Source organism: Pseudonocardia sp. MH-G8 (genome assembly GCF_002262885.1).
Classification (GTDB): Bacteria; Actinomycetota; Actinomycetes; order Mycobacteriales; family Pseudonocardiaceae; genus Pseudonocardia.
This window is the reverse complement of record NZ_NKYF01000043.1, coordinates 1-21115: the sequence shown is the minus strand read 5'-3', so window position 1 is coordinate 21115 and position 21115 is coordinate 1. Positions and strand designations below refer to the sequence as shown.

Below are 21115 nucleotides of genomic sequence, written 5' to 3'. Positions count from 1 at the left end.
TAGCGCATTCCGATCGTGAGCGGCGACACTACGGGCGGAGGTGGAGGCGGTCAACAGCCCATCCCTCCGACCAGGACATCGCGCGCGAAGACTCTGGGAACGCGCATTCCCAGTACCGGCACGTCGCGTACAGTCACCGCCGTGCCGTCCGAGTCCACGCTGCCCGCCCGTCCAGCACACCGGGAACGTGCCGTGCGCCCGCCTGCCCTGCTGGTGATGGATCCCGACGCCCGGCCGTACGTCTTCGCCGACGACACCTGGCGCCGGATCTCCGAGATCGTCGACCTCGGCCCGGGGCCCCTCGACGCCCGTGCATTCATCGAGCGCACCGACCTGGACGACGTCGAGGTGCTGATCACAGGCTGGGGCGCGCCCCAGATCACCGACCAGCTGCTCGGCCGGATGCCCCGGCTCCGGGCGGTGCTGCACGCGGCGGGCTCGATCCGCCAGCTCGTCACCCCGACGGTGTGGCGGCGCGGTGTCACGGTGGTCAGCGCGGCGGACGCGAACAACGAGCCGGTCGCCGAGTACGTCTACGCCCAGATCGTCCTCGCGCTCAAGGACACCCACCGGCGGGCCAGGGTCATGTCCACCGAACGCCGGCTCCCCGACTTCACCGACGTGCCCGGCATCTACCGGCAGACGATCGGGCTCGTCGCGTTCGGGTCGATCGCGCGCAAGGTGCGCGACCGGGTCCGGGCCCTGCGCGCGGACGTCCTCGTCTGGGACCCGCACCTCACCGAGACCGAGGCCGCCCTCAACGGCGTCCGGCTCACCCGGTCCCTGCACGAGCTGTTCGCCACGAGCCGTGTGGTCAGCGTGCACGCCCCGTGGATCCCGGGCATCACCGACGACCTCATCCGGCTCGAACACCTCGAGGTGCTGCCACCCCGCGCCACCTTCGTCAACACCGCGCGGGGCGCGCTCGTGCGGGAGACCGACCTGGTGGAGCTGCTCACCGCCCGACCCGATGTCGAGGCGGTCCTCGACGTCACCACCGATGAGCCACCGGCCGCCGACTCCCCCCTCTACGACCTGCCGAACGTGCAGCTCACCGGCCATACCGCCGGCAGCGTGGGCGGCGAACGCGCCGATCTGGGCCGATTGGTGGCCGACGAGCTGGAGCGCCTGTTGACAGGCCTCCCGCTACATCACGCGGTGAGCGAGGCAGGCTCTCGCCTGCGCGCCTGACACCCCTGCGGCACACCCAGTCGCTGCTTCACATAATGCGAGATCGGGAGGGGCCGTTTGTGCTGATGGGGACTACTGGGCCACCAACCCGGCCTCCATCATCAGAACGCCGCACGCCCACGATCATCGCGGGTCGCTCAGCCCCGAGAAGAACCCGCTCGCGCAGGACCTCGCCGCCAAGCCGGCCGCAATCTCCGACTTCGTGGCCGAGCAGCGGTCAGGCCATGACCTGGGACCGTTGCCACATTGCAGTGGCGCGCAGAGCCGCGCGCAGTGGGCGCGGCATCGTGTGGCCATACCATGGCCAACGGCAACATCAAGTTCTGTCCGCGGAGCGATGGCGCCGGTTCCGCCGGCAGAGGGGCGAGGGCCGTGCGCCGGAGACCCCACGACCGCCGCCAGAATTGCCGGCCGGCTATGTGTATGCCGGCTTTCCGGCCGACTGGGGAAGATCACCGACGCGTTCAGCACCGCGATGCGCCGCGTCACCCATGACCAGCAGGTGCCTGGGGGACTTCGTCAAGGGCCGGCGCAAGGACGACGTGATGCACGAGCACCTCGCGCGGTTCACCGCGCAGCAGGGCGTGCTGTTCATCGGGCGGATACAGGAGAAGACCTCGTAGTTCCGCACCGAACGCCGCCGCGACGCGCACGGCGACTCCTATCCGTGGATCGTGCGCAGCGCGCGCAACTACCGCCGGGCTATTGATCAACTCATCCAGGAGGCCGGACTGGCCGCGTGAACCCAGAACTTGACTCGGCCGTGCCAGCAAGCTAGCCGCGGTTATCGAGATGCCGGGTTGCTGCTACCGACGGATTTGTGGGCCTCGTTGAGCCGTGCGAGCCATTCGCGCAGCAGGCCGGCTTCGAAGACACTGAAGCCTGCATCGGTCACGGGATCGGCGTTGCTGGCGGGGGTGACGATCGCGAGCAGTGACTGTGCACGGTCGGCGATGTGGGAGCGGTCGTCGGCGCGCGGTTCCGCTTGCGCCATCAGGGCATCGAGCACGATGTCGCGCAGTGGTCGGATCAGCTGGGCGTGCCGCGCCTGTTCCGGCTGGGCCAGCAGGAGTAGAACCGCGCCTGTCGTGGACGCCTCGATGGCCACCACAGCCGCCTCGACAGGCACCCGGAGCAGGCCCTGCACTTTGGCGCGTTCGAGCATGCCGCGCAGGATTGTCCGGTTCTCCGTTGCCGCCGCGGGGCGGCGGCCCGGCCGCAGGTTTCCGTACATCAACGTGTAGAGGGCGGGGTTGGCCAACCCGAACTCGACGTGCACCTCCCAGCCCCGGCGCAGGTCGTCGACCGGGTCCGCGCTGGGCTCGAACGCGCGCTTCTCGGTGAGGTAGCCCTCGAAGCCGAAGCTGGCCACGGCGTCGAGCAGCCCGTCCTTGTCTGCGAAGAGCCGGTACAGCGTCGGCGTCTGGACTCCGGCCGCTGCCGCGACGGCTCGGGTGGACAGCGCAGATGGCCCGGCATCGGCGAGCAGTTTCACCGCCGAGCTCAGGATGCGCTCGCGTTGCTCGTCGGACCCGCCGCCGCGGCGATCGTCGGGTTTCATGTGTCGACGATAACAGAGTCCTGTTGACGTTGACAGTGCCAACGTCACGGTCGTACCGTTATCACTGTCAACAAGTGAGGATCAGAAGTGGCTGACGGCAAACGGGTAGAGCAGGCCCGGCTCGGTGGTCGAGGTCTGACAGTGGGGCGCAGGGTCTGGACTGCAGGGGATGAGCGAGTTCTATGGCGACACCGGCGAGCCGGCCGCTCGCGCGGCATTGGATGCGGCTCTTGAGCGGGGCGTGACGATGTTCGATACGACCTCGATACGGCCGCCATGTCCGGGACGAGCTACGCGAAGCCAACGCCATCCATCCGATCGCCGCCCCGCAGTCGGAGTGGCCGCTGTTCGCTCGAGACATCGATCACACCCTGGTGCCGACCGGCGCTATGGCTGCCCAGCCGCAAGGCAACGACGTCCGCTCATTGGCCGGCGATCGCTGCCCGGACATGACCGAGATCGCAGTCTCACGCGAGTCCTGAGCCAACCCTGCACGACGAAAGGATCTGACATGCCATCCGTTCACGTCGCCATCGCTTACTACTCCGGCTACGGGCACACTCTCGTGATCGCCAAGGCAGTCGGCGACGGTGTCGAGTCGGTGCGCGAGGCCCGCGTCGACATGGTCGACGTCGCTGACATGACCGACGAGAAGTGGGCGATCCTCGATGCCAGTGACGCGATCATCTTCGGAACACCGACCTACATGGGGTCGGCATCCGGGGCGTTCCACGCATTCGCCGAAGCGACCTCGAAGCGTTGGATGACCCAGAAATGGCTGGACAAATTCGCGTCCGGGTTCACCAACTCCGGATCGATGAGCGGCGACAAGCTGCACACGCTGCAGTACCTGGCCCTGCTAGCCGCACAACACGGCATGCACTGGGTCAGTCTGGGCCTGATGCCCGGCTGGAACACCACCACCAGCAGCGAATACGACGACAACCGGCTCGGGTTCTACCTCGGCGCGGGCGCCCAGACCTGGAACGACCGAGGCCCGGACGCCGTCCACGCCGCCGACGTGACCACGGCACGCCACCTCGGGGCCCGGGTCGCAACCCAAGCCCGGCGCTATCACCATCCGGTCGCGTCGTAGACCCGCGAACGGCTCGGCAACGCCTACCGCGTCCGGCGCCGGTCGGGACCGTGTCACGAGGTCCGCCGCGTCATGAGGGCTGGTATCGACGAGTGCAGTCGGCGTCGCCTGACGCTGTCACCTCCTGGACCGCCGACACCGATCGCCACGGCGACAATGGACCGACCTCGATCATGCCGCGCGGCCGGATTTCTCTGTACTCGGTCAGAGTGACCGGAGAGCCCCTCCATCGATCAGGAAGTTGGCTCCGATGGTGCTGGCCGAACGGGGCGAGGCCACGAACGTGATCGCGGCGGCGATCTCCTCCGGTGTGATCCACCGTTCGGTGAGCACCCCGGCATGCGTGGGCAACATGGCGAGGAAGTCTTCGTGCGCAACGCCCGCCGCCGTTGCGAAACGTGCACCGACCTCGCCCTCCCACAGTGAAGTCCGAGTCGCGCCGGGAGACACGGTGGTCACCCGCACTCCCCGGGCCCCGAGCTCGACCGACAACGCCTTCATTGCCGTGTTGAGCGCTGCCTTCGCCGACGGATATCCGATCGGTGTCCCCTGCCGGGGAGTGAGAGCGTCGCCCGATGACACCGCGATCACGACACCGCGAGTACGCAGGAGCGACGGCAACGCTGCCCGGGTGACCCGCACGGGCGCCATCAGGTTCAGTTCGAGGAACTCGTACCACTCCTCGTCGGTCGAATCTGCGAACGCCAGATTCTGAACGCGATCCGTCCCGCCGACGTTGTTGACCAGCACATCGATCTCACCGAGCTCCTCCAGCGCGCGCTCAACCAGCCGCACCGCCCCGGCCGGGGTGCTCAGATCGACCGGGACGACGGTAGCCCCCGTCTCGGTCAACTCGACCGGGCTCGTGCGCGCACCGGCAACCACCCGCATCCCCTCGGCCCTCAGCGCCCGCACTGTCGCCAGACCGATCCCCCTGCTCGCCCCGGTCACGACCGCGGACCGCCCGGCCAACTGCAGATCCATTCCGCATCCTCCTCAAGGTCCCGACCCGGCTCACGACCGCCAGGCTCCGGGCGCGGCGGCTCGCCGGTGATCTGCGCCCTAAAGCGTCGACGGGCCGACCAGGTCAGATCTGGTTCATCCCGCCGTCGACGTAGAGGTTGGCGCCGTAGACGAAGCTGCTCTGCGACGAGGCGAGGAACACCACGGCGGAGGCGAGCTCGTCCGGGTCGCCGACCCGCTTGGCAGGCAGGCCGGCCCCGATCGCCGTCTTCATCTCGTCGGCGCGCCCGCCGAAGACCGCAGGGAACAGCGGAGTGTCGATCGGACCGGGCGAGATCACGTTGACCCGGATGCCCCGTCCGCTGAGCTCGTTGGCCCAGGTGCGCCCGTAGGCCCGCACGGCCGCCTTCGACGCCCCGTAGGCGCCGAAGCTCTCGTCGCCGCTCTCGGCGGCGGTGGAGGCGGTCAGGATCACCGAGGCGCCGTCGTTGAGCAGTGGGAGAGCCTTCTGCACGGTGAGGAAGGTGCCCTTGACGTTGATGTCGAAGATCCGGTCGTGATCCTCCTCGGTGAGCTCGTCCAACGTCGCGAGGAAGTTGATACCTGCACTGGCGAACAGCACGTCCAGGCCCTGCCCGCGCTCCCCCACCCGCTCGTACAGGCGGTCCACGTCGGCCGCGAGGCTGACGTCGCCGGGTACCGCGGTGGCGTTGCCGATCGCGGCGACCGCCTTCTCCAGTTCGAGCTCGCGCCGTCCGGTGATGAACACGTGCGCGCCTTCGGCGGCGAGTCGCTCCGCAGTCGCCAGGCCGATCCCGCTGCTGCCACCGGTCACGACCGCAGTCTTGCCGTCGAACTGTCTCATCGGGCTCTGACCTCTCGAATATTTCGCACTGATCGGTACTGAACGAAGGTAGCACAGCGGGGCGCCGACCGAGGGCGGGGCCATGCTGGAGGTCATGGCAGGTACCCGGAGGGCGACGATCGGCCGGCCGCGGGAGTTCGACGTGGACGAGGCCCTCGAGCGCGCGATGCGGGCGTTCTGGGCGCAGGGCTACGAAGGGGCCGGCCTCACCGACCTGACCGCGGCGATGGGCATCACCCGCACGAGCATGTACGCGGCCTTCGGCAACAAGGAGAACCTGTTCCGCAAGGCCCTGCAGCGCTACTCCGCCGGACCGGCCGCCTACGCGACACGCGCACTCGAGGAACCGACCGCCCGGACGGTGGCCACCGCGTTCCTGCACGGCGCGGTCGAGACCACCACCCACCCGAGCAGCCGTCCGGATGCCTCGGCGTGCAGGGAGCCCTGGCCGCGGCGCCCGCAGACCGAGCCGTCCAGGACTTCCTGTCCGACTGGCGCAACGACGCCTGCTCCCGCCTGAAGGACAGGTTCCAGCGAGCCCGGGACGAGGGGGACCTGCCGCCGACGTCCGACCCGGGACCACTCGCCCGGTTCCTCATGGCCGTGTCGAGCGGAATCGCCGTCCAGGCCGCGAGCGGCGCCGGTCGCGACGAGCTGTACCGGGTCGCCGACGCCGCACTGCAGGCTTGGCCGCCCGCCTGACGAAAGTCCCCGGCGGCAGATGTCAGGTCGCCGAGCAGCATCGGCCACATGACGAACAGGGCCGGATCCGGAGATCCGGGCGCCACCAGTTGAACGTCCCGTCGATGTGGAGCGACGGCCCGCCGCGACGAGACCGCGGGAGGGCGTCGCGAGTCACCACGAACCGAGTGCGGCCCCGATTCGGGGCGACGGAGAGGCCACCATGCCCCGAGATCGACCTTCGCGAGTTCTACCGGCGCTACCTCGAAGAGCTCAACGCCCACGAGTTCGACCACATGGACGAGTTCATCAACGACCGGATCACCCTGAACAGCGAACCCGGCACCCGGACCGACGTCCTCGCGGTCCAGAAGGCCCACGTCGACGCAGTGCCGGACCTCCACTGGGAACCCCAGGAACTCGCCGTCGACGGTGATCGCCTAAGCATCCGGCAGGGCTCGTCAGACCGAGCCGCGCGCAGCCGATCCGAGCCGCGGACCCGCCCGCGCTGCGACGTGCGACCTCCGTTGCCTGCGATCACCTGCGAACTTGACCAGAGGCGGAAGACTCGCGTAGCTTTGTGATTGGTCAACCACTAACTAGGAGCGTGCATGAGTTCCACTTCGGTTGTCGAGCGGCGAACGCCCGCGCAGCACGCCCTCGCCGAGCACCTGCGTCTGATCCCATCGGGCCGAACCCGCGAGTGGCTCGACCTGTTCACCGCGGACGGGGTGCTCGAGTTCCCCTACGCACCGACGGGCATGCCGCGCGAGCTCCGCGGACATGAAGCGCTGCTCGCCCACATGACCCACTTCCCCGAGATCTTCGACGTGCAGTTCGTGGATCTAGTCTTCCACGACACCGTCGATGCCACGAGGGCGATCGCCGAGTTCCGGGCGACAGGACGAGCAGTCGCCACGGGCAAGCCCTACGAGCAGACCTGCATCTCGGTCGTCTACACCGACGACGCCGGCCGGATCACCCGCTACGTCGACTACTGGAACCCACTCGCCGCCGTCGAGGCCCTCGATCCCGCAGACAACACCTCCCGGGCCGACATCACCGGAACCTTCGGCAGCTGACGACGTATGCCGCGGCCCGGACCGAGGTTCCGGGCCGCGCCGCGTCACCGACCTCAGCGGCGGAGCATCATCTGATCCGCCGACACACCACGACCCGTGATTGACTAGCCCATGCCTGCACCCGGCACCAGCACGAAGAGCAGCCAGCGGCGTCGGGCCGTCCTGGAGGCAGCAGTCGCCTGCTTCGCCCGCAAGGGCTTCTACGGGACCACGACCCAGGAGATCGCCGAACGAGCCGGCATCTCACAGCCCTACCTCTACCGCCTCTTCACCAACAAGCAGGCACTGTTCGCCAGCGTGATCCACCACGTCTCCGAGCTGATCGCGACCACCCTGGCCGCCCAGGTCGCCGACGCGGCGCAACCACCGCGCTCCCCCGCAGAAGCCCTGCACGTGGCGCGCACGGCCTATACCGGCCTGATCGAGGACCGGGACATCCTGATGTTCCTCATGCAGGCCAACTGCGCCGCCGACGAGCCGCTCGTCGGCGACGCCGCGCGATCGTGCTACGCGCGGCAGACCGAGCTCGTCCGCGAGCTCCTGGGCAACGACGAGGAGGCCGTCCGCCAGTGGTTCGGTGCCGGCATGCTGGCCAACGTCGTCACCGCACTCGGCCTCCCCGACATCGACGAACCCTGGGCCCGCACCCTCAGCGGCCGCTGAGCGGTGCCGTCCTCGCGTACCCCGAGCGCGGGCCCCGCCCGCCGGTCAGGACACGCACCTGACCTGTCGGAAATCGGTCGCACATGGGCCGCGGTGCTGGACCGACAGGATGCGAGGTCGACGATGACGGAACCCACGGCCGGCGGCTCGACGTCGACCGCCCCCAGGTCTTCCTGGACGCGCTGCCTCCCTTGCCGGGCACGGCGGAGCTCCGCGGCGGTGGCGGGGGTCGCAGTGACCGCTGCGTGCATCCGTCGCTCGCGCTGACCGCCTCGCGGTCAGAGGACAGCGGAGACGGCGTCTCCTGCCCCGAGCAGGAGACGCCCGTAGTCCTGCGCCACGACGTAGGAGCTGAACTGGACGTGCCGCGATCCGACGGCGAAGTCGCGCCAGAACCGCTGCAGCGGGTTCGTCGTGGTGAACCCGCTCGCCCCGTGCAGGTCGAGCAGGTCGTCGAAGGCCCGGCGGCACTCCCGCATCGCGGAAAGCAGATCCATACGCAGGCGCGAGCGCTCCTGCGGGGCAAGCCGCTCACCGGGTGGGACGGCGTCGAGGGTCTCGGCGATCCGCAGCATGCGCTGCTCGGCGGAGTCGATGTGATGGGTGGCCTCGGCGAAGTACTGCTGAGCGCCGGGGAACTCCACCAGCCCGTCGTAGCCGGGCCCCGGCGGCGGGCGCTGTCCGAGCGCCGCGGCGACGACGTCGAGCGCACCCCGCGCCGCTCCGAGCAGCGGGGCGAACAGGCCCAGTGCCATCGCAACGTTCGGCGGCCCGCCCGCCAGGCGGGACATCTCGAGCACGTGGGAACCCGGAACCAGGACGTCGTCACCGACCAGGCTGTGGCTCCCCGTGCCGCACAGCCCGGACACGTGCCAGTCGCGATCGACCGACAGGCGCTCGGTCGGCACGACCACCACCACGGGCCGCGCGGGCCCGTCCTCGTCGTCGTGCACCTGCGCGACCAGCAGCGCCCACGTGGCGTGCTCGCACCCCGAGGCGTAGCCCCATCGCCCGCCGACCCGCAGGCCACCGGGCACCGCGGTGGCGCGGCCCGGGCGCGCCGAGGCACACAGCACCGCGTCCGGGTCGGCGAACACCTCCGCGTGTGCCTGACCGGTCAGCGCGGGCCGCAGCGCGATCTTCGTCTCGGCGGTCGTCGCGACGATCCACGCCGTGGACGGGCACCCCCGACCGAGCTCGGCCAGTACCCGGACCCTGGTGGCGAGGTCCGCCTCGACCCCGCCGGCATCGCGCGGGGCAGCCAGGGTGAAGGCGCCTGCGGCGCGGGCCGCGGCCAGGCTCGCATCGCTCACGCGCCGGTCGGCCTCGGTGCGGGCAGCGTCCGCGGCGAGTGCGGGCACCGCAGCGCGTGCGGCTTCGACGAACGACTCGGCGTCGATCTCGGACCTCCTCGCAGTCATCCCCACGTCCCGACCCATCATGATCTCGTCGAGATCATCTCATCGCCCGTGACGTGCTGTGAGCACCTCGATCGTCAGGGCCGCCCGCTGGACGTGCGGAGCGGAGCTCTCCGCTCGTAGCCGGGACGAGGTGGCGATCTGCAGCGACGCGCGCTGGCCGTCGGGCAGGATCGGTCCCCGAACGCCTCGGAGAGGGATCCGCGGTGCACGGCGCGCAGCGTCAGCTCGTCGACCCCGGGCCCGGGGCTGGGCAGCGCCGGCGACTCCGGGTCACCCAGCGGCACCACCGCCGGAGCGCGCAACTGCATCCGGCAGGCGTTGCGGACGATCGCGCGCAGCCACGGCGCCACCGAGTGGGCGTCGCGGAGGTCCCCGATCCGGCGCAGCGCGACCAGCGCGGCCTCCTGGACCGCGTCGTCGGCGTCGGGGCCCGGCCCCAGGATGCTCAACGCGACCGCGCGCATACCTCCTTGGTGACGTGCCAGCAGCAGGCCGAGGGAGGACATGTGACCGGCCTGCGCCCCGCGAACCAGCTCGACGTCGTCCAGCGCCCCGATCGTCACCGTCTCGCCCACGTCCCGGCAGCGGAATGCGTCCAGGACTCGCTCAGGACGCTCCCGTGGCGCGGGTGCGGGGAGCGGGTCGAGTCGCGCGAGCAACGCGGCCGGGCCGAACAACGCAGCTGTCGATGCGGCGAGTTCCACCGCCGGCGGGATCCCGTCGGCCCGCTCCACGAGTGCGGCAACGGCTCCTGCAGTCGTCTCGTCGTCCTCGCGCATGAGACCGCCGGCGCGAGCGATATATGAGTTACCTTTCGACATTGCGGCACTTTGCCAACGATGCTTGACTGGTTCGTATGAGTCGCAGCGGTACGCCGACCCGCGCCGAGCGGGTCTACGCCGAGCTGCGCGGGGACATCCTCGCCGGGCGCGTCCGTCCGGCATCCCGCCTACGGTTCGCCGAGCTGTCCGCCCGGTACGGGGCGAGCATGGGTGTGGTGCGGGAAGCACTGACCCGGCTGACGGCCGAGGGCCTGGTGGAGTCCGAACCCCAGTACGGCTTCCGGGTCATGCCCGTCTCCATCGTCGACCTGCAGCACCTGACGGCGGCGCGGTGTGCCATCGAGACCCTCGTGCTGCGACAGGCCGTCGAGCACGGCGGGGTCGAGTGGGAGTCCCAGGTTCTCGCAGCCCACCACCGGCTGGAACGCACCCACCAGATGGCTGCAGAGGACCCCGATCGCATCACCGAGGAATGGGCTGCCGCCCACGCGGCCTTCCACCTGGCGCTGCTCTCGGGATGCCCCAATCCGCGGCTGCGCGCCGTCGCCGCATCCTTGCGCGACTCCGCTGAGCTCTATCGACGCTGGTCGGTCCCGATGGGGCACACGCCGCGTGACATCTCCGGGGAGCACCGCGCGATGCTCGACGCCGTCCTCTCCCACGACGCCGACGCCGCGGTCGACGTGCTCACCGCGCACATCCAGCACACCTCCGACATCCTGCTCGACCGGTTCGAGAGCACGTAGGCGCCGGATCCTCCGAAGTGCGTCCGCAGGTTCGGCACGACCGAGCATTTTCAACATTGCCTTGACATGTTGATGGGCCCGGCGCAAGCTTGCCCGTGAAGGGACCCGGCCCGCACGTGCGCGCCGAGCTCTCCGTGCACGACGAGCGTCACGGGACCTCAGCCTCACCACCCGCGCGGCGCCAGACAGCACGAATCCGATCAGTTCGCGTGTTCCTGAGGAGGTCAACCGGTGCGTTTCGCCAACTTGCTCGGGCGCGCGGTCCTGGTGACCGGCACCGATTCTGCCGGCGCCACCGACGTCGAGAAGGCGTCGGGCGGTGAGTTCGGACCCGACCCGCAGGCGGTCTACGAACGATGGGACGAGTTCGTCGGGTGGGCCCGGAACACCGACCTGACCGAGGCGCTCCCGTTCGACGTCGCCGACCTGCGCGCCCCCGCCCCGGCTCCGGCACAGGTGTTCGCCATCGGGCTGAACTACCGCGACCACGCCGCGGAGTCGAACTTCGCCGTACCCGACACGTTTCCCCCGGTGTTCACCAAGTTCCGCACCGCCCTGTCCGGGCCGCAGACCACCGTCGTGCTGCCCGATGGCGGGAACACCGACTGGGAGGTCGAGCTGGTCGCGGTGATCGGCAAGCGCGCCGCGAACGTCGCCGCGGCCGACGCCTGGGGCTGCGTCGCCGGGCTCACCGTCGGGCAGGACCTGTCGGAGCGAGCCAGCCAGCTCGCCGGCCCGGCCCCGCAGTTCAGCCTGGGCAAGTCCTTCCCCGGCTTCGCGCCGGTCGGCCCGTGGGTGGTCACGGTCGACGAGTTCACCGACCCCGACGACCTCGAGCTCGGCTGCGCCGTCAACGGTGAGACCCTGCAGCACGGCCGGACCCGCCAGCTGCTGTTCTCCGTACCCGCGCTGATCGAGGGCCTGTCCCGGGTCACCCCGCTGCTGCCGGGCGACCTCATCTTCACCGGCACCCCCGCCGGGGTCGGGATCGGACGGGACCCGAAGCGCTTCCTGCAGCCCGGCGACGAGCTGACCACCTACGTGACCGGCATCGGTGAGCTGCGCCAGAGGTTCGTCAGCGCCTGAGCCGCAGGATCGACCCACGCTCAACGAGGAGACACGATGGGACTGCACCGGTTGTCCTCAGTGGTCATCGGCGTGCCGAACGTCGCCGAGACCGCCCGGTACTACACCGACTTCGGGCTCGCCCCGGTCGAGCCGGAACCCGGCGACGACGCGCGCGTGTTCCGCACCCGCGACGGTGGGGAGCAGCTGCGGATCGTCGAGACCCCGTTCCGGCGGCTGGTGCAGCTCACCATCGGCGCTGACGACCACGACGACCTGGGCCGGGTGACCGAACAGCTCACCCGGCTCGCCGTACCCGGCGGACACGGCCCGGTCGAGCAGGGCCCGGACAGCGTGACCGCGGTGGAACCCGCCACCGGCGCCCGGGTCGTCGTGGCGATCACCCCGCGGCTGGACCAGCCGCACACGCCCGCCACCCCGTACAACGGGCCCGGGCGGATCGAGCGGGTCAACGCCCGCGCCCCCGGCGTGGACCGGACCGGCCGGGTCACGCCACGCAAGCTCGGTCACGTCGTCATCGGCACCCCCGACCTGGCCGTCACCGAACGGTTCTTCCTCGAGGGCGTCGGCTTCAAGCTGTCGGATCGCATCGCGGGCGCGGGCGCGTTCATGCGCTGCTCGGTGGATCACCACAACGTCCTCGCCCTCCGCGCCCCGGTGCCGTTCCTGCATCACACGTCCTGGCAGGTCGACGACGTCGACGAGGTCGGCCGCGGCGCCATGGCCATGCTCGAGGACCACCCCGAACGCCACGTCTGGGGTCTGGGCCGCCACCACGCCGGCTCGAACTTCTTCTGGTACCTCAAGGACCCCGCCGGCAACTTCTCCGAGTACTACTCCGACATGGACTGCGTCGTCGACGACCAGCTCTGGACCCCGGAGACCCTCGAAGGCGCCAAGGGCCTGTTCAACTGGGGCCCGCCACCCCCACCGTCCTTCCTCAAGCCGGAGGACCTCGGCGCGCTGATGACCGGCGCGCACGCCGCCCCCTGAGTGAAGTCCACCCACCGGGCCACGATCGACAGAGCCCGGTCGGTGCCCCCTGTCCTGCGGACGAAGGAGTCCGAAAGTGGCCGACCCGATCCCCACCACCCGCCGATCGAGGACCGTTCTCGCGCTCGGCATGATCGTGCTGTTCGTCGACGGGTACGACCTGTTCATCCTCGGCACCGTCGGACCGAGCCTGCTCGCCTACGAGCCGTGGGGTGCGACGCCCGCCGCCCTCGGGCTGCTCGCCAGCGTCACCGCACTCGGCATGCCGCTCGGCGCGATCGCGGCCGGCTGGGCGGGTGACGTGTGGGGGCGGCGCCTCCCCCTCACCCTCAGCCTCGGCTGGATCTCGATCTGGATGCTGCTCAGCGCGCTCGCGCCCACGGTCGAACTGTTCGCGGCGACCCGGCTGGCGACCGGTGTCGGGCTCGGCGCGCTGATACCCCTCGTCGTGGCATTCGTGACGGATTGGGCGCCGCCGCACCGCCGCAGCCTGTTCGTCGGCATCGCCCTGACCGGCGTCGCCTTCGGTGGGCTCGCCGCCTCGCTGCTGGGCCGCGCCGTACTCCCCGACATGCACTTCCAGACGCTGTTCCTCGTGGGCGCGATTCCGCTGCTGCTCACGCCGTTCGTGTGGCGCCTGGTTCCGCACGAGGTCCCGGAAACCGACCCCGAGGCGGCCACCGGACCCGCGCCGGACCACACCGGCAACAAGGCCGCGCAGCTCTTCGCACCGGACTACCGCGTGGCGACCGGGCTGTTCTGGGCCGCAACCTTCGTCGGGCTGGTGCTGGTCTACGGGGCCAGCGCCTGGCTGCCCACGCTCATGGTCGACGCGGGGTACGACCTCACCTCGTCGCTCGAGTTCGCCATCACCTTCAACCTCGGCGCCATCATCGGCACCGTGGCGGTCACCCTGGTCGCCGACCGCGGGTTCCTCAAGGCGACGACGGTGACGTGCTTCCTCGTCGCAGCCGGGGCGATGCTCGTCCTGAGCACCCCGCAACCGCGGTGGCTGTTGCTGGTGATGTCGGCCCTGGCCGGGCTCGGCGCGCTCGGCACGCAGAACCTCGTCAACAGCTACGTCGCCCGCTTCTACCCGCCGCGGCTGCGCGGTACCGCGCTCGGGTTCAGCCTGGGCGTCGGCAGGATCGGGGCGATCGTCGGACCGAGCTACCTCGCCGCCGTCACCATCCTGATCACCATCCCCGACGCCGGCTTCTACGCCTTCGTCGTTCCCGCGGTCATCGGGGCCCTCACCATCGCCTTCGTGCCCACCCGGCCGAGTACACGCACCGCGGCACCCGCACTGGAGACCCCCGCATGAGTGACGTCCGCCCGCCCGAGGAGACCGAGGTCATCATCGTCGGCGGCGGCCCGGTCGGGCTGACACTGGCCCACGAGCTGGGCTCGCGCGGAGTTCGCTGCGTGCTGCTCGAGCCGCGGGAGGCACCCGGCGTCGGCTCCCCGCGGTGCAAGCAGGTCAACCCCCGCTCCATGGAGATCTTCCGCAGGCTCGGGGTCGCCGACGACATCCGCGCCAACGCCCGGCTGCCCTTCGGCTGGTCGGACTCCGCGGTGTACTGCACCAGCCTCACCGGACACCGGATCGAACGGTTCGACCAGGTCTTCGCCCTGTCCGACGTCCCTCGCTCCGAGCTGCCCGAACCCGGGCAGTGGTGCGCGCAGAACCGGCTCGAGGAGGCGCTGCGTGGGGCTCTCGATCGCCGGGACAGCGTCACCGCGCTCTGGGGGACCACGCTGACCGGCATCGCGCAGGACGCCGACGGCGTCACCGCGACCGCCGCCGGCACGGACGGCGCCGAGCTGCGGTTCCGCGGACGCCACCTCGCGGGAGCCGACGGAGGACGCAGCACCGTCCGGCGCCTGCTCGGGGTCACGTTGTCCGGGCGCAGCCACGAGATCCAGAACCTGCAGACGATCTTCCGCGCGCCCGGCCTCGGCGCGGCCCAACCGCACGGGCGGGCCGTGCAGTACTGGATCGTCAACGACCGGGTCAACGGTCTGATGGGCCCGCTGGACACGGCGGACACCTGGTGGGCGATCACCCTCGGTGCCCCGCCGGAGCCGTCGGCGGAGTGGGTGCGGGACGCGCTCACCACGATGATCGGCGGCGACCACCCGCTCGACGTGGTGGCGCACGATCCGTGGTCCGCGCGCATGCTCGTCGCCGACGACTACCGCGTCGGACGGTGCTTCCTGCTGGGCGACGCCGCCCATCTCAACCCGCCGTGGGGCGGGTTCGGCGCCAACACCGGCATCGGTGACGCCGCCGACCTCGGCTGGAAGCTCGCCGCGGAGGTGGCCGGCTGGGCCGGGCCCGACCTGCTGGCCACGTACGAGGCCGAGCGCCGCCCGATGGCCCTGCGCACCATCGCCGAGGCGGAGCGGAACATGCAGGTGCTCACCGGAGAGCTCACCCGCCCCGGACTCGAGGAGGTCGGGCCTGCCGGGGAGGTGGCACGGGCCGAGGCTGCGGCGGCGATCCGGCGTTCGAAGACCTCGGAGATGTACACGCTCGGGTTCGTACTCGGTGCCCGCTACCGCGAGTCGCCGCTCGTGGTCGACGACGACGGGCCCGCGCCGGAATCCACCACATCGCACTACCGGCCCTCCGCCGCGCCCGGCGCCCGGCTCCCCCACCTGTGGCTCGGGCCCGGACGGTCGCTCTACGACGAGCTCGGCCCCGGCTTCACCCTGATCGAGCTCGGCTCGTCGGCAGGCCCGGAATGGGAAGCCGCGGCGCGCGAACGCGGCGTGCCACTGACCCGGCTGCACCTGAACCGCCCCGACCTGCGCGAGGTCGTCGGTGCCGATCTCCTGCTGGTCCGCCCCGACCAGCACGTGGCGTGGCGCGGCCGGGACGACACCGTCGACATCGGCGCGCTGCTCGACCAGGTCAGAGGGTGCACCGCCCGTCCGCAGCCCTGTTCCACGCGGACGGTCCCGTCCGGCCCGCCACGTCGTGGCGGGCGTGAGGTCAAGGAGACACAGTGAGGCACTCGATCTTGCCGCCGTCGACGGTTCTCCCACGGTTCCTCGTGACGTTCACCGTAGCCGTGGCTCTCCTCGTCATTCCCTCGACAGCACAGGCGACGACGGCTGAGCCGCCCTATCGCGCCGTGACCGGAATGACGTATGCGGAGCTGCCCGGGAAGGCCGGAGCGATCGACCTGTACCTGCCGGTCGACGCCGGCCACGGAAAGCCGGTGCCGGTGGTGTGGGTGTCGGGCGGTTGCGCGTGGTTGTGCGACGACGGCAATACGATCGGGCCCCGATACGCGGAGCAGTTCGTTCCGCACGGGTTCGCGGTTGCGGCCGTCTCCGTGCGGTCGAGCGGTCAGGCCGTGTTCCCCGCGCAACTACACGATGCGAAGGCGTCCGTACGATGGCTGCGCGCGCACGCCGACCGGTACCACCTCGACAAGAACCGGATCGCGGCGATGGGTGACTCCTCAGGAGCGTTTGCCTCGACGATGTTGGGGGTCACCGGGAATGATCCGGAGCTGGAAGGGGACGTCGGAGTCACCGGCCCCTCCAGTGCTGTGAACGCCGTGGTCGACTTGTACACCCCTACCCAGTTCGCCGAGATGGACCAGCACAACCTTCCCGGATCGTGCGAGCTGATCAACGAATACGGTGGTGGCACGAACTGCCACGACGACGCGAAGTCACCCGAAGGTCGGCTCATCGGATGCCGTCCCTCCACGTGCCCGGACGAGGTCCGGGCCGCGAGCCCGCTGACCTACGTCGACACGCGGACCCCACCCTTCCTCGTCGTTCACGGTGACGCCGACATCAACGTGCCGTGGCAGCAGAGCCAACTGCTGTTCGACGCCGTGGCCGCGCATCGGGTGCCGGCCACCTTCTACCGGATGCACGGCATGGAGCACGACATGTCGTTCCTCGATCGGACCGACGGCGGATTCGAGCACACCGTCCACACCAGCTCCCGGAACGGGGAGGTCGTTCACATGGAATCCGCCCCGCCGCTGAACTGGGCCGAGGTGATCTCCTGGTTGGATGGCGCGCTCCGGGTGCCGACCGACGGCTGAGGCTTCCCGACGGCCGATGGATTCGGCGATGAGGCGCCACCTCCGCGGTCCTGCGGGCCGCGGACCACGACGAGGGCGAGCAGGGCCACCATCAGGCCCGTGCCGACCCACATGGTCTGCTGCCAGCCGATGACCAACGACTCCTGGGCCGCCCGCACCAGCTCCGAGGCGCGGTCCCCGGCACCACCCGCAGCCTGGACCGCGGTGGCCACACCCTGTCGCGCGGCGTCGGCCGCCGCGTCCGGGAAACCGGTCAGCCGGGCGTCGACGGCGTCGCGGTATCCGGCGGTGAGCAGCGCGCCCAGCAGCGCCACCCCCACGGCGGCGCCGACCTCGCGGGTCACGTCGTTGAGGGCGGAGGCGACGCCCTGGCGATCACGCGGCAGCGACGCCGTGATCGCGGTGGTCGCCGGCGTCATGGACAGCCCCATCCCGATCCCGATGACGGCCATGCCCGGCAGGACGGCCAGGTAGCCGCCGTCCACCGAGACCAGGACGGCCAGTAGGACCAACCCCGCCCCGACGAGGGCGACCCCGGTGGCCATGGTGGCCCGGTCACCGACGCGTTCGGCCAGCCGCGGGGCCAAGCCGGAGGACGCCATCATGAGCCCGGCCATGGGCAGCAGTGCGACGGTGGCCAGCAGGCCCGACCAGCCGAACACGGTCTGGAAGAACGGGTAGAGGACCACGGAGACGCCGGCCTGGACACCGAACACCGCGAGCAGCACGATCGATCCGCTGGACAGGTTGCGCCTGCCGAACAGCCGGACGTCGAGCAGGGGGCCGGGCCGGCGGAGTTCCCAGAGCACGAACGCGACGGCCGCGCCGACGCCGACGACCAGGCCGGCCAGGGAGAGCGGGTCCGACCAGCCCCGCGCCGGCCCCTCGTGCAGCGCGAAGGTCAGCCCGACCACGGCCAGGCCGGAGGTCACGGCCCCGACCACGTCGAACCCGTGCGTCGGGATCTCGCGCGAGTCCGGCACCGAGCGCACGGTCATGACGCCGGAGACGACGACGAGGACCACGGGCAGCACGAACAGCAGGCGCCAGGTCGCCAGATCGACGAGAACGGCGGACAGGAACATGCCCAGGAGCCCACCGCCGCCGGAGACGGCCGTCCAGATGCCGATCGCCCGGCTCCGCTCCTGCGGAGGGAAGGTCGTGGTGATGACGGCGAGCGTGATCGGCATGATCATCGCTGCGCCCACGCCGCTGAGGACACGCGCCGCGAGCATCACCTCCACCGTCGGGGCCACTGCGGCCGCCACGTTCGCGACCCCGAACAGGGCGAGACCGGCGAGCAGCACGCGCTTGCGGCCCCAGCGGTCCCCGACCGCACCCAGCGGCAGCAGCAGGGCCGCCAGGGTCAGGGTGTAGGCATTGATGACCCACAGAACGGTGTGCTGCGAGACCCCGAAGGCCACCGCGAGATCGGGCTGGGCGACGTTGAGCCCGGTGACCGAGGCGATCACCGCCATCAGGGCGATGCAGACGGCGACGAGGATCGCCCGGCGGCGTCCGGCGTCGCTGATCGTCTGGTGGGCAGTGGGATCGGGGGGCGGCTGGACCGCCCGGTCGGTGCTCATGAGCCCGGACCCGGCGCCGGCTGCTCGTCGGTCGCGGTCGGTGCGAACAGCACATCGCGCTGACCGGCCCGGACGACGCTGTGGATCCAGTTGCCGCGCGGGGGCAGCGGGCAGTTGATCCTGGGGTTGAAGGCGCAGGACGGCACCACGGCGTCGTTGAAGTCGAGGACCGTGACGTCAGCGGGGTCGTCGAAGATCCGGACGGCCCGCGTCGCGGCATAGGACTCGACCCCGGATCCGGCATCGCGGAACTCGACGTAGGCGTAACGAGGGTTCCGGTCGACGGCGAAGCGGTACGGCTCGCCGTCGATGACGGCCTCGAACCACCCGACCCGCTCCACAGGCGTCGACTCGCCGGTGGAGAAACGCTCGACCGAGGGGAGTTGTTCGTCATCGGCGACACGGGTGAACGAGACCGGGATCCGCCAGCCGTCGTCGACCGGGTAGGTCGAGATGCCCTGGAAGTCCCGCAGACGCGGCGCCGACTCCGTCGTCATCCCGACCCAGACCTGACCGCCCGAAGCGTCGGGGAACCACCAGACCACGATCCGCCGCTGCGCGTCGAGGGCGAGCGCGTCCGACCGCGAGGTGCGGGGATCGCTCAGGTCCACGTCGACGACGCCGGTGCGCGCGACGCCGTCCACCAGGATGTGCTCGCCGTCGGTGAGCTCGACCCGGGCGCCCCGCTCACCATCAGGGCGCGGGGACCAACGACCGGGCAGCCCCGTGATCGGCGCACCGGCCGGGAGCGGCTCCAACGTGGTCAATGCCAGAAGGTCGTACAACATGTCGGCGAGGTCGTCGCGGGTGGGGGTGGCTCCGGTGCTCATATGGGGGTGCCCTTCCGTGTGCTGGTGTGCGGTTCCGGTGCTGCTGTAGTGCTCCGTCAGGAGGCCCGGCGCGCGGACCTGCCGGCGAGGTGGAGCGCTGCTGCGGTGTCCGCGGCCGCAAGATGGGCGTTGATGTGCGAACCGGCCAGTCCTCCGGCCGCGGCGGAGGCCCCGACCTGCGCGTGCAGCTCGGTGGCGTTGCCCGCCACCCACACGCCGGGCACCTGCGTGGTTCCCGCCATGCCGGAGGCGACGTGGCGGCCCATGCCGTTCGGCAGATCCTCCACGGGCAGGTCCAGGCCCTCGAGACCGTCGGTGCGGGCCTGCATGGTCGTGGTCACCGCCAGCACGCGCCGCGGCACGAGCAGCCCGTCGGCCAGCCGCACGCCCGTGATGCCGCGGTCGTCGGACTCGACCCGCGCGACCGGGGTGTCGACGACCGTGACGCCACGCACGGCGAGCCGGGTGCGGGTGTCGTCGTCCAGGTCCGTCCCCCCGCTGAAGAACACCAGGTCGTCGGTCAGCTGGCGGAACAGCCAGATCTGATGGATCGACATGGGACCGACGCCCAGCACGCCGATGGCCTCGTCGCGTACCTCCCAGCCATGGCAGTACGGGCAGTGCACCACGCCGTGGCCCCAGTGCGCGGCCAGGCCGGGGATGTCCGGCAGCACGTCGCGCAGACCGGTGGCGACCAGGAGCCGGCGGGCGTGCAGGACCCGGCCGTCGGCCAGGCCCACCACGAACCGCAGGTCCCCGTCGGGGGTGGGTGCGGCCGGAGCGGCGGACACCACCTCGCCGGTCAGGACCTGCCCCCCGTAACGGCCGACCTCCTCCCGGCCATGGTGCAGCAGCTCGGCGGGCGCGATCCCGTCCAGCCCGAGCAGGCCGCGGACGCCGTCGGCCGGTGCGTTGCGGGGATCGCCGCTGTCGACGACCACGACCGATCGGCGCGAGCGGGCGAGCATCAACGCCCCGTTCAAGCCCGCGGCGCCGCCGCCGATCACGATGGCGTCGACGGTCGTGCCCTCCGGCCGGTGGTCGGTCCACGCGGTGCTGGACATCCTGGCTCCTCTCCGAGAGTTCGAGCCCCGGAGTAGGGCTCGCTCGGCCCAGGTCTACCGGCCAGTTGCACCTAAGGCATGGGATATTGCCCATTACGCAAGGAGGTGACGATGTGGGCGGCCTCGTGCGCAACCGACTCCGCGCCCTCGACGGTTACCCGATGCCGACTCGTCGCCCCGTGGCGGCGGACCGCTCGATCGCATCCAAGAGCCGATGGCGCGTGACGGCGTGAGCGAAGTCCGGAGCGACAGCGGTGCCGAGGACGAGGTCGTCCCGAATCGCCGAATACGCGTGCGCCAGAGCCTGGATCGGCGTCCCGGCCAGACGGGGGTAGTCGTCGTAACCGTCGGGCAGCGTCAGCTCGGCCGGTCGAGCGTGCCCCTGCGCGCCGCGCACCGTCACGGCAACGACGTGCGGATGAGTCGGCGCAC

At 70.8% G+C, this 21115-nt stretch carries 21 protein-coding genes and 1 pseudogene; 13 read left to right on the top strand and 9 right to left on the bottom strand.

Annotated features, from left to right (window positions below):
• The first annotated feature begins 141 nt into the window (after window positions 1–141).
• Together CFP66_RS44445 and CFP66_RS50100 are read left to right on the top strand one after the other, a co-directional pair.
• Window positions 142–1191, top strand: a complete 1050-nt coding sequence (locus CFP66_RS44445; RefSeq protein WP_143517608.1) for a hydroxyacid dehydrogenase — start codon at window positions 142–144, stop codon at window positions 1189–1191.
• 491 nt (window positions 1192–1682) lie between these two features.
• Window positions 1683–1814, top strand: coding sequence for a hypothetical protein (locus tag CFP66_RS50100; protein ID WP_255413944.1), 132 nt, complete (start codon window positions 1683–1685; stop codon window positions 1812–1814).
• 161 nt (window positions 1815–1975) lie between these two features.
• Here CFP66_RS50100 and CFP66_RS44440 read toward each other — a convergent pair whose 3' ends face one another.
• The gene (locus CFP66_RS44440) at window positions 1976–2752 is read right to left on the bottom strand and encodes a TetR/AcrR family transcriptional regulator (protein ID WP_198962113.1); all 777 of its coding nucleotides are present in this window, start codon (window positions 2750–2752) and stop codon (window positions 1976–1978) included.
• A gap of 511 nt (window positions 2753–3263) precedes the next feature.
• Between CFP66_RS44440 and CFP66_RS44435 the strand changes: the two genes are divergently transcribed.
• Window positions 3264–3848: a flavodoxin family protein gene (locus tag CFP66_RS44435; RefSeq protein WP_094931423.1), complete on the top strand. Its 585-nt coding sequence runs from the start codon at window positions 3264–3266 to the stop codon at window positions 3846–3848.
• Between the two features lie 204 nt (window positions 3849–4052).
• Here CFP66_RS44435 and CFP66_RS44430 read toward each other — a convergent pair whose 3' ends face one another.
• Window positions 4053–4832, bottom strand: a complete 780-nt coding sequence (locus CFP66_RS44430; RefSeq protein ID WP_094931422.1) for an SDR family oxidoreductase — start codon at window positions 4830–4832, stop codon at window positions 4053–4055.
• A gap of 103 nt (window positions 4833–4935) precedes the next feature.
• On the bottom strand, window positions 4936–5676 hold the full coding sequence (locus tag CFP66_RS44425; protein WP_094931421.1) for an SDR family NAD(P)-dependent oxidoreductase: 741 nt from the start codon (window positions 5674–5676) through the stop codon (window positions 4936–4938).
• A 94-nt stretch (window positions 5677–5770) separates the two neighbouring features.
• On the opposite strand from CFP66_RS44425, the gene CFP66_RS44420 reads away from it, so the two are divergent.
• From CFP66_RS44420 to CFP66_RS44405, 4 genes are all read left to right on the top strand, one after another.
• Window positions 5771–6196: a TetR/AcrR family transcriptional regulator gene (locus CFP66_RS44420; RefSeq protein WP_233160243.1), complete on the top strand. Its 426-nt coding sequence runs from the start codon at window positions 5771–5773 to the stop codon at window positions 6194–6196.
• Window positions 6197–6545: 349 nt separating this feature from the next.
• Window positions 6546–6941, top strand: coding sequence for a nuclear transport factor 2 family protein (locus CFP66_RS44415; RefSeq protein WP_094931420.1), 396 nt, complete (start codon window positions 6546–6548; stop codon window positions 6939–6941).
• 27 nt (window positions 6942–6968) lie between these two features.
• Window positions 6969–7439 (top strand): nuclear transport factor 2 family protein, encoded by a 471-nt coding sequence (locus CFP66_RS44410; protein ID WP_094931419.1) that lies wholly within the window; start codon window positions 6969–6971, stop codon window positions 7437–7439.
• A 111-nt stretch (window positions 7440–7550) separates the two neighbouring features.
• Complete coding sequence (locus tag CFP66_RS44405) at window positions 7551–8102, top strand: TetR/AcrR family transcriptional regulator (protein WP_094931418.1); 552 nt, start codon at window positions 7551–7553, stop codon at window positions 8100–8102.
• A 278-nt stretch (window positions 8103–8380) separates the two neighbouring features.
• Here CFP66_RS44405 and CFP66_RS44400 read toward each other — a convergent pair whose 3' ends face one another.
• Both CFP66_RS44400 and CFP66_RS48845 read right to left on the bottom strand, forming a co-directional pair.
• The gene (locus CFP66_RS44400; protein WP_158228458.1) at window positions 8381–9523 is read right to left on the bottom strand and encodes an acyl-CoA dehydrogenase family protein; all 1143 of its coding nucleotides are present in this window, start codon (window positions 9521–9523) and stop codon (window positions 8381–8383) included.
• Between the two features lie 74 nt (window positions 9524–9597).
• Window positions 9598–10302 (bottom strand): RNA polymerase sigma factor, encoded by a 705-nt coding sequence (locus CFP66_RS48845; RefSeq protein WP_198962112.1) that lies wholly within the window; start codon window positions 10300–10302, stop codon window positions 9598–9600.
• 77 nt (window positions 10303–10379) lie between these two features.
• On the opposite strand from CFP66_RS48845, the gene CFP66_RS44390 reads away from it, so the two are divergent.
• The 6 genes from CFP66_RS44390 to CFP66_RS44365 all read left to right on the top strand — a co-directional run bounded on the left by CFP66_RS44390 (window position 10380) and on the right by CFP66_RS44365 (window position 17203).
• Window positions 10380–11051, top strand: a complete 672-nt coding sequence (locus tag CFP66_RS44390; RefSeq protein ID WP_094931416.1) for a GntR family transcriptional regulator — start codon at window positions 10380–10382, stop codon at window positions 11049–11051.
• A 231-nt stretch (window positions 11052–11282) separates the two neighbouring features.
• A complete protein-coding gene (locus CFP66_RS44385; RefSeq protein ID WP_094931415.1) occupies window positions 11283–12137 on the top strand; it encodes a fumarylacetoacetate hydrolase family protein in 855 nt (284 codons plus the stop codon).
• A 36-nt stretch (window positions 12138–12173) separates the two neighbouring features.
• The gene (locus tag CFP66_RS44380; RefSeq protein WP_094931414.1) at window positions 12174–13130 is read left to right on the top strand and encodes a VOC family protein; all 957 of its coding nucleotides are present in this window, start codon (window positions 12174–12176) and stop codon (window positions 13128–13130) included.
• 76 nt (window positions 13131–13206) lie between these two features.
• Window positions 13207–14454: an MFS transporter gene (locus tag CFP66_RS44375; protein ID WP_094931413.1), complete on the top strand. Its 1248-nt coding sequence runs from the start codon at window positions 13207–13209 to the stop codon at window positions 14452–14454.
• Window positions 14451–16145 (top strand): FAD-dependent monooxygenase, encoded by a 1695-nt coding sequence (locus tag CFP66_RS44370; RefSeq protein WP_094931412.1) that lies wholly within the window; start codon window positions 14451–14453, stop codon window positions 16143–16145. Before CFP66_RS44375 ends, CFP66_RS44370 begins: the two co-directional genes overlap by 4 nt.
• Before the next feature lie 11 nt (window positions 16146–16156).
• Window positions 16157–17203 (top strand): alpha/beta hydrolase, encoded by a 1047-nt coding sequence (locus tag CFP66_RS44365; protein ID WP_143517607.1) that lies wholly within the window; start codon window positions 16157–16159, stop codon window positions 17201–17203.
• Here the strand turns inward: CFP66_RS44365 and CFP66_RS44360 are convergent.
• The 4 genes and pseudogenes from CFP66_RS44360 to CFP66_RS44345 form a co-directional block, all read right to left on the bottom strand.
• A complete protein-coding gene (locus CFP66_RS44360; protein WP_094931410.1) occupies window positions 17119–18789 on the bottom strand; it encodes an MFS transporter in 1671 nt (556 codons plus the stop codon). The two genes, CFP66_RS44365 and CFP66_RS44360, sit on opposite strands and share 85 nt — an antisense overlap.
• Entirely contained in the window at window positions 18786–19619 is an 834-nt protein-coding gene (locus CFP66_RS44355) for a DUF1684 domain-containing protein (RefSeq protein WP_094931409.1), read from the bottom strand. Before CFP66_RS44355 ends, CFP66_RS44360 begins: the two co-directional genes overlap by 4 nt.
• A 56-nt stretch (window positions 19620–19675) precedes the next feature.
• Window positions 19676–20683 (bottom strand): NAD(P)/FAD-dependent oxidoreductase, encoded by a 1008-nt coding sequence (locus CFP66_RS44350; RefSeq protein ID WP_094931408.1) that lies wholly within the window; start codon window positions 20681–20683, stop codon window positions 19676–19678.
• Window positions 20684–20837: 154 nt separating this feature from the next.
• A pseudogene (locus tag CFP66_RS44345) lies at window positions 20838–21115 on the bottom strand (hypothetical protein); the annotation flags it as partial.